The 5,754-nt window shown below is 33.8% G+C and carries 7 protein-coding genes and 1 pseudogene; 1 reads left to right on the forward strand and 7 read right to left on the reverse strand.

Translation table 11 applies throughout. From position 1 onward, the window contains the following. Positions 1-273: 273 nt before the first annotated feature. Positions 274-801, forward strand: a complete 528-nt coding sequence (locus J1D01_RS17080; protein WP_115840019.1) for a hypothetical protein — start codon at positions 274-276, stop codon at positions 799-801. 94 nt (positions 802-895) lie between these two features. On the opposite strand, the pseudogene J1D01_RS17085 reads toward J1D01_RS17080, so the two are convergent. From J1D01_RS17085 to J1D01_RS17115, 7 genes and pseudogenes are all read right to left on the reverse strand, one after another. Further along, a pseudogene (locus tag J1D01_RS17085) lies at positions 896-1,396 on the reverse strand (transposase); the annotation flags it as partial. 342 nt (positions 1,397-1,738) lie between these two features. Then, positions 1,739-2,533: a DUF4138 domain-containing protein gene (locus J1D01_RS17090; protein ID WP_421151726.1), complete on the reverse strand. Its 795-nt coding sequence runs from the start codon at positions 2,531-2,533 to the stop codon at positions 1,739-1,741. After that, complete coding sequence (gene traM, locus J1D01_RS17095; RefSeq protein ID WP_421151727.1) at positions 2,530-3,495, reverse strand: conjugative transposon protein TraM; 966 nt, start codon at positions 3,493-3,495, stop codon at positions 2,530-2,532. The genes J1D01_RS17090 and traM overlap by 4 nt, the downstream gene beginning before the upstream one ends. Further along, positions 3,476-4,102: a conjugal transfer protein TraK gene (locus tag J1D01_RS17100; protein WP_421151728.1), complete on the reverse strand. Its 627-nt coding sequence runs from the start codon at positions 4,100-4,102 to the stop codon at positions 3,476-3,478. Before J1D01_RS17100 ends, traM begins: the two co-directional genes overlap by 20 nt. A gap of 20 nt (positions 4,103-4,122) precedes the next feature. Next, positions 4,123-4,959 (reverse strand): hypothetical protein, encoded by an 837-nt coding sequence (locus J1D01_RS17105; protein WP_421151729.1) that lies wholly within the window; start codon positions 4,957-4,959, stop codon positions 4,123-4,125. Between the two features lie 6 nt (positions 4,960-4,965). After that, positions 4,966-5,535 carry a conjugal transfer protein gene (locus J1D01_RS17110; RefSeq protein ID WP_421151731.1) on the reverse strand — a complete coding sequence of 190 codons (570 nt, stop codon included), beginning with the start codon at positions 5,533-5,535 and terminating at the stop codon, positions 4,966-4,968. Between the two features lie 20 nt (positions 5,536-5,555). Continuing rightward, a partial coding sequence (locus J1D01_RS17115) for a hypothetical protein (RefSeq protein ID WP_421151730.1) occupies positions 5,556-5,754 on the reverse strand: 199 nt, incomplete at its 5' end.

Genomic DNA, 5,754 nt, shown 5'->3' on the forward strand with positions numbered 1-5,754 from the left:
TTCTCTTCCGGTACGCGGTCGCTAAGCCTAAATTGATTGAATAGCTTTTCTTGAAATATTTTTGTGCCTTGCATTATTAAATATACGAAATTTCTGTATATTTAGCAAGTCTTGTGCAACGGACACATTGTATAAAAATAATAGCGGTTTAATCGCTAAAACGAAAGTGAAATATATAAATCATACGACAGTAACAAACGGAATGGTAAGTGCGTAAAAATCCGCTACTATTCTTATACGTTACCGTTGGCAACAAGCTGAAAAAAATCCCGAATGAATCAAAATCTGGAACAAATATTTGAATTAGAAACTGCCGAAAAATATAACGAGGCGTATTCTGAATATCAAAAACTGATTTCGGAAAATAATGCGGAATTTGAAACGTGGAAATATTATTTCTTCTTTTTGTGGTCTATGATTGAAGATGTTAATGGACAATTTAAGAAAGATATTGATTTACGAACTGAATTGGAATCTGAATTAAAAAATGGACTGAATAAATACTCGGAATTGGCTGAATTCAATTTTATTGCTGGATATACAATTTCAATTTTCCCTTACGAATTTGGAGATTACGAGGAATTGGAAATTAAAGGGAAAGAAATGCTTAAAAAAGCGTTTGAATTGGAACAATCTAATCCGATTTATGAAATGGTTTATTTAGGCTCAAAAAGTCTGAATGAAAAAGAGCAAAGTTTATATAAAAAGGCTTGTGCTGAATCAAAACTGATTTTAAAAACAAAATATAACGGAAAAGGATTATTGAACGAATATTATAATCAAGTATTTAATCGTGAATAAAAAAGCCAGTTGCCAACACCGGTAACCGTTGCACAAGCCCATAATGAATCCTAAAATTATAATTAGAACCGTCTTTTAAAGGCGGTTCCTGTTTTTATAGACTTAAAAATCCTGGTGTTTTAAAAGGCTTTAAAAGCATGTTTATAAGGTTGCAAAAGATGTTTTTGAGACTAAAATAAAGCGCCTGTGCCTCTGCTCCGCTTTTAGTACGTTTTTCTATGAATTTCATATATTTTTTAAGGTTGTAGGCTATGGCCGAGAGCTGCATGCATTTATTGGCCTGCTCGATTCCAATGGTATTCACTTTTCTTAGGCCCATAAATTGTGTGAGCGTACCCAATACGGGTTCTACGGTGCTCTGCCGCTTTCCTTTCATATAACGCCCTTGGCCGCTTTCTACCCGGGCTATGTTACGTTCGTATTCCGAGCGGTAATAGGTAACGGTAAATTTCTTTTCCTGTGCCGTTTTCCCTAGGCATGCCGTGCGCATTGGACAGTTCAAACACAACGGTTTTGAGCCGCGGTATTCCTTCTTCTTGGTGTTGTTCTTTTTTTCTATAAACACTTTTTTAAAGGGGAAGCCTACATTTTTTGGGAAGCCTACAATTCTGCTGGATTTAATTCCTTTCTAATTTTAATAGAGCTTTTAAGAGAAAACATAAAATATCTCCTAAGGAGTTTAAATTAAATTATGAAAAAGAGATATCAAGATAAATATCTATTTTAACATGATTTCGAGGTAAGAAACCATAAGCGAAAAATTTAGTTTTTGATTAAATACAGTACTTCGTTTACAAATTCTTACAAACTAGCTTCACGATTTGTTTTATTAGTGTATTTAAGCAATAAATAAAACTCTGGGTTAATTAATTTAGGGACACTATCCCTAAAATTGTGTATAAGTAATAACTCTTTAAGTGATAAAACAAAGGTCTACCTATTTCAGTAAAATACACTTCCTACCTCCATTTAACTCCTGTAATTCCAACTCTAACTTTTCCTTATTCCCAAGTACAAACTTAGGCAAGACATATACAAATCGGAGTGATTGTCCATTCGATATCTTAGCGGGAACACTATAGGTATAGATTGGTTTTATTTCCAGTCTTTGATGGGAAGCTTTTCGTTTTTTATTACCACTAACTCTATAAACTTTCAAAAAATCTAGTTCAAAAGCAATACCAGAGCTATTGGAAACCTCCATCACCAAATAGGTTTCGGAATTATAATAAACTAGTTTTTGTAGATATATCTTAACTCCATTACTTTGCTTAGTAGCTATTTTTTCAGGCTTTTGATTAAGTAAATTTTTACAGAAAGTTTTATAATATTCTACGCTTCTGTAAACACTATCCAAGGTTTTTGGCTTTGGTTTCTGTATAAGGGAAAGAGGCTCTTCATTACCGATGCTTTTGGTTTTTGATATAAAATAATTGAATTTTGGAAGCTCATCTGCATATTTCAAAATATAAGAATAAACCAGCCCATCATCAGTCACCACCAACAAATTACTTTCTTCTCCTGGTCGTGCTTGTAACAATCCAAAATATTGTTTTGTTTCCCGATTATAGGTAAACACAAAATGGGGTGCCCCAGTAATAGCTTGTTTGATAGCTTCTGGAAAAAATACAGCAACGGTGTTTTGGTTATTGGCATATAATGTATCTAGCGTTTGTTGTGCATGTAATGAACACGATAGAATAATAGTTAATAGTATATATATTGTTTTCATGATTTTAGTTTTAAGAGTAACTGATAGTTATCCATTATGGTTACCTTAACCTGTCGGTTGTTTCTTCTAAAGAGTTGTTTAATGCCACTTACCTGTGGAACCCCTGGTACACTCACATCATCAACCATATCACCAACTACTTGTTTTTGCAAATCTTCCTGAAAACTATTTTCTATATAGATTCCTTTACTACCATCATCCAAGTCATAGGCTTCAAATTGAACAGCGCGCCCTTTAATATTTTCAATATTTAGGATGGTTCGGTTAGGTTTAAAACTCACAAAACCATAAATTAAGGTGTTTTTTTCAATTAAAACCCCTCCTATTTTAGCTGACTTAGAGAGTCTCATACGCAATCTAAAATCTTGCTTTACCATTTGTGTACCATCAACACGAACCATTAATTCCTTATCTGTATTATGTATAGACTGCTTCGGATTTTCTTTTGGATTTGAAGCAAAAAACAATTGATGTTCTAAACCTAGTTCCTTTGTTCTAATCCCTATTTCTTTTTGGGTTATAGAGGTATCTTTCTTAGAGGTATTAGAGGTATCGATAATTTGAGCGTTGGTTTCGTTATCTTGCTTGTTATAATGACCTTTTATTTTTTTTAAAGCGGTTAAGTTTTTATATCGCTTTTGTCCTAAAAAATAAACACTATCAATAATTCGTTTTTTACGAATACTATCTTGTTGAGAATTAAAATACCCCATAGAATCCAATAGGCGTTCATTATACACACTTGGAGCATTTCGTTCTCGCTCTTCCTTCAAAGCTTCGATAGCCTCTATTTTGCTTTCATATTGTTTCTGCTCCTCTCCAAGTTTTGGAAGAGGCGCTTGATTGTTTTTAATCGTTGTTTCTTTATTTTTTCCAAAAGTGATAATGGAATAAAAAACAATAAACAAAACCACACTGATGATAATCAATACCATCACAATGTTACTCTTCTGAATTTTCATAATCTTCAAGTTTTCTAAGTGTATTTTCAAAATAGTCTGTAATTAGTAACCCATGTGGATTATACGGAAAGTTTCGTTCCACTTGAATTAGATTTCCACTAGATATAAGTTCGTAGCTATCAGTTGTAGTACCTCGGTTAATTTGGAATATGATTACCGTCTTAAATGGATACGGTTCACTTTCGGTTTCTACATGAGATTCAATTTTGATGACACGCTGTACTAATGAATACTGCAAAAGTCTATTATAGACACCCTCTACCTGTTTCTGCTGGAATAGATTTGATACAGAACTGTTGCTCAGCCACAGGGCTTTTTCAATTTGCTTTTTATAATTATTACCATCAAGGTTATAAAAGCAATTGTGAAAGCGCTCTAAATGCGACAGCGCTTCTACTTCAAAGTTTTCTCGTTGACGAACTACTTTTAGAGGCACAACATCGCCTTCAGTTCCCACTACAAAGGCATTATTTTGGGATTCCCTATACATCTTGATGGTCATCAGGACAGAAAACAGACAAGTCAAAGTAGCACATCCTACTGTCACCAATACAATAAAACGATTGATCCGTAGTACTTCAAAGATATTTTTATATGGTATTTTCATGTTACTTTTAATTTTAGTTTTTATGAACCTCCTGTAAAAAGCCTGAGGACAAACGTGCTGGCTTTTCGGTATAATTTAAATTTGAGAAGTACAATAAAACCGATAGAAGCACACTCTATAACTGGAGCAAAAAACTCACTCCCCCAATTCGTTCCGAACAAATCCACCCAAAAATCAGTATTAATTTCTGTGTAAAGATTGTTTATAAATACATTGACTAAAAAGAAGGCAGGAACTAACATATAGACACCTGCATAAAGCTTAAAAAAGGTATAGGCTAGGGCACGAAACTTTTCAAATACAGCAAGGCTAATTACCAATGGAAAAAATGCCTGCATAATGCCTAGTAGAAAATAACGCTCTGCTAAGAATAATGGATAAATAAACAAGTCCAAAAGCCAAAGAGCAACACCACCTATAAAGGCTATCATTTTAAGACCATATAAGGGTGTCACTAAAGCCTCATATAAGATGGCCATCGCTTTTTTGGCGGCATCCAGTGCACCCACATCCTGTTCCAGACTAACATCCTGTAATTGTAACGGGAGGAGTGCCGGAGCCGTATCTCTATATTGGGTCTCAATAGCTACTAAAATACCATCAAAAACGCCTAATACCTGTGTAGAAAAAATGACCAACAAAACAATGGCAAAATTTTTAGCTAATTCCGTTGGCGTTAATCCCCAAGTATGTCCATCTGTGGAAGCGATACCTTCATTATATTTTTTAAGAATATTGACTAAAAAAAATAAGACAGCCAATGTCTTCATTCCGGTAATAGTATACTGTGAAAAGTCACTATTCTTAATAGTCTGAAAGACCGTGTCTACATATTCCAAGCCAATTCCTAAAAACATAGTCTATTAGTATTCACTTGTTCTGTTATTAATCCTATCCTGCATTTTTCTAAATGATATAATCTCCTTATACCGCCTTGTTTTATGCTTTACTTCAGCGACCATTTCATCAGACTGAGTTTCATACGCTTTCAATATCATAGCACGTTCAGCATCAGTCATTTTTAAATAATCACTAGTTAGAATCTTATTAACATAATCAACACTTTCCATGGAATGCTCAATGATATCATTAAAGGAATTTGTAATTCGATTTATCTCTTCAGACTTGATATAAGGGGAATTCAAAATATCTTGTAAATCGCCTTGCACCATATTAAAGAGTTGCCCATTGTTTTGTATCAATTGTCCAACGGCATCCAGTTGCTGAATAACGTTACTAACTTGTTCAATACGTTCTTTTTGTTGTTTTAAAAACTCAACGGTCTTCAAAAGGTTTGAGGTCTGTTTTGCAGATTCAACCAGCTGCTTTGCCAGACTAATAAAATTGGTATTATCATAGACTGGCATTCCTTGTGCCTTAATACTACTGATTGATAGAAAAAAGCTAACTAGTAGTATTCCCAAAATTCTCATTCGCTTTTTTAAATAATGTTTCATGACATTGTTATTTTAAGGTTTATAAATTTTTTAATAGCTTTTGCCATATTGTTGGTCTTTTTATAAATGGCCATTATAGCATCGTTTTCTGCTCCATCCGTTAGGTAAGCGGCAAAAACTTCAGGCGGTACTTCCAAACGAAAAATGTTACTTGCTTTTCCTATTTTGATAAACATTTCGGTATACTTTCGTTCA

Source organism: Seonamhaeicola sp. NFXS20 (assembly GCF_049132085.1).
Lineage (GTDB): Bacteria > Bacteroidota > Bacteroidia > Flavobacteriales > Flavobacteriaceae > Seonamhaeicola.

What these genes read in the sequence shown, in the direction of transcription:
- J1D01_RS17080 (WP_115840019.1), top strand. Translation starts at nt 274, where the DNA reads ATGAATCAAAATCTGGAACAAATATTTGAATTAGAAACTGCCGAAAAA.
- J1D01_RS17090 (WP_421151726.1), bottom strand. Translation starts at nt 2,533, where the DNA reads ATGAAAACAATATATATACTATTAACTATTATTCTATCGTGTTCATTA.
- traM (WP_421151727.1), bottom strand. Translation starts at nt 3,495, where the DNA reads ATGAAAATTCAGAAGAGTAACATTGTGATGGTATTGATTATCATCAGT.
- J1D01_RS17100 (WP_421151728.1), bottom strand. Translation starts at nt 4,102, where the DNA reads ATGAAAATACCATATAAAAATATCTTTGAAGTACTACGGATCAATCGT.
- J1D01_RS17105 (WP_421151729.1), bottom strand. Translation starts at nt 4,959, where the DNA reads ATGTTTTTAGGAATTGGCTTGGAATATGTAGACACGGTCTTTCAGACT.
- J1D01_RS17110 (WP_421151731.1), bottom strand. Translation starts at nt 5,535, where the DNA reads ATGAGAATTTTGGGAATACTACTAGTTAGCTTTTTTCTATCAATCAGT.